Source organism: uncultured Abyssibacter sp. (genome assembly GCF_964000955.1).
GTDB lineage: Bacteria > Pseudomonadota > Gammaproteobacteria > Nevskiales > OUC007 > Abyssibacter.
The window spans coordinates 1-2074 of the sequence record NZ_CAXFCL010000130.1 but is presented as its reverse complement, the minus strand read 5'-3'; the positions used below and the strand labels follow the sequence as shown (position 1 = coordinate 2074).

The following is a 2074-nucleotide window of genomic DNA, read 5'->3' as shown; positions in this document are numbered from 1 at the left end:
TCCACGCCAGGGAACTTGGCGAACGGGAACACGGATTCCTTGACCGAGAAATACTCCGGCGCGTCGATGGACTGGATGCCCTGCTCGTCCAGCGTCCGCCCCAGCATGCAGCGCGCGGCGATCTTCGCCAGCGGATGCCCGGTGGCCTTGGACACGAACGGCACCGTGCGCGAGGCGCGCGGGTTGACCTCGATCAGGTAGACCTCTTCGTTCTTGACCGCGAACTGCGCGTTCATCAGGCCGACCACGCGCAACGCGCGCGCCAACGCCTGAACCTGTCGGCAGATCTCGGCGCGGACCGCGTCGGACAGCGAGTGCGGCGGCAGCGAGCAAGCCGAGTCACCGCTGTGCACGCCCGCCTGCTCGATATGTTCCAGCAGACCGGCCACCACCACCGACTCGCCGTCGGAGATGGCATCCACGTCGACTTCCACGGCATCCTCGAGGAAGCGGTCCAGCAGCACCGGCGCGTCGTTGGAGACCTGCACGGCGGTGCGCATGTAGCGCTCCAGCTCGACATCCTCGTAGACGATCTCCATGGCGCGACCACCCAGCACGTAGCTGGGACGGACCACCATCGGATAACCGACCTGGGCGGCTAGCCGCAGGGCCTCGGCTTCCGATCTCGCCGTCTTGTTCGCCGGCTGACGCAGCTCCAGTCGCTCCACGAGCTGCTGGAAGCGATCGCGGTCCTCGGCCAGATCGATGGAATCCGGGCTGGTGCCGACGATGGGCGCCCCGGCGGCTTCCAGCCGACGCGCCAGCTTCAGCGGCGTCTGCCCACCGTACTGGACAATCACCCCGTCCGGCTTCTCGACGTCAATGATCTCCATGACGTCCTCGAAGGTCAGCGGCTCGAAGAACAGGCGATCCGACACGTCATAATCGGTCGACACCGTCTCCGGGTTGCAGTTGACCATGATGGTCTCGAACCCGTCCTCGCGCAGCGCCAACGAAGCATGCACGCAGCAGTAGTCGAATTCGATGCCCTGCCCGATCCGGTTCGGCCCGCCGCCCAGCACCATCACCTTGCGGCGGTCGCTGGGCCCGGCTTCGCAGGCCTCGTCATACGTCGAATACATGTACGCGGTCGCCGACGGGAATTCCGCGGCGCAGGTGTCCACCCGCTTGTACACCGGGCGGATGTCGAACTGGTGGCGTCGCGAACGCACCGCCTCTTCCTGCGTGCCCAGCAGCTTCGCCAGCCGGCGATCGGAAAAGCCCATGCGCTTGAGCTGGCGCATCTCCACCGCGTCCAGCTCCGCCAGCGTGCGCCCCGACAGCGAGCGCTCCGCCGCGACCAGTTCCTCGATCTGATCGAGGAACCAGGGGTCGATGGAAGTCGCGCCATGGACTTCGGACAGGCTCATGCCGGCGCGGAAGGCATCGGCAACCGACCAGATGCGATCGGCGCGCGGCGTGGTCATCGCCTCGATCAGTTCGGGGCGCGCGGCGTCGGCATCGGACAGATCGTGCTTTTCGTCCAGACCGTCGGCATCGATCTCCAGACTGCGCAATGCCTTCTGGAACGATTCCTGGAAGTTGCGACCGATGGCCATGGCCTCGCCCACGGACTTCATCTGCGTGGTCAGCCGGTCGTCCGCCATCGGGAACTTCTCGAAGGCGAAGCGCGGAATCTTGGTGACCACGTAGTCGATGGTCGGCTCGAAGCTCGCCGGCGTGACGCCGCCGGTCATGTCGTTGGCCAGCTCGTCCAGCGTGTAGCCGACGGCCAGCTTGGCCGCGACCTTGGCGATCGGGAAGCCTGTGGCCTTGGATGCCAGCGCGGAGGAACGTGACACGCGCGGGTTCATCTCGATGATGACCAGACGGCCGTCCTCGGGATTCACCGCGAACTGCACGTTGGAGCCGCCGGTCTCGACGCCGATCTTGCGCAGCACGGCCAGCGAGGCGTCGCGCATGATCTGGTATTCCTTGTCGGTCAGCGTCTGCGCCGGCGCGACGGTGATGGAGTCGCCGGTGTGCACGCCCATGGGGTCGAAGTTCTCGATGGCGCAGACGATGATGCAGTTGTCGTTCTTGTCACGAACGACCTCCATCTCGTATTCCTTCC

Annotated in this window: 1 protein-coding gene; it reads right to left on the bottom strand. The window is 65.8% G+C overall.

All coding sequences use genetic code 11. From position 1 onward, the window contains the following. The coding region (gene carB, locus ABNS06_RS05950; protein WP_348673202.1) for a carbamoyl-phosphate synthase large subunit at positions 1-2074 on the bottom strand (2074 nt) is incomplete at both ends.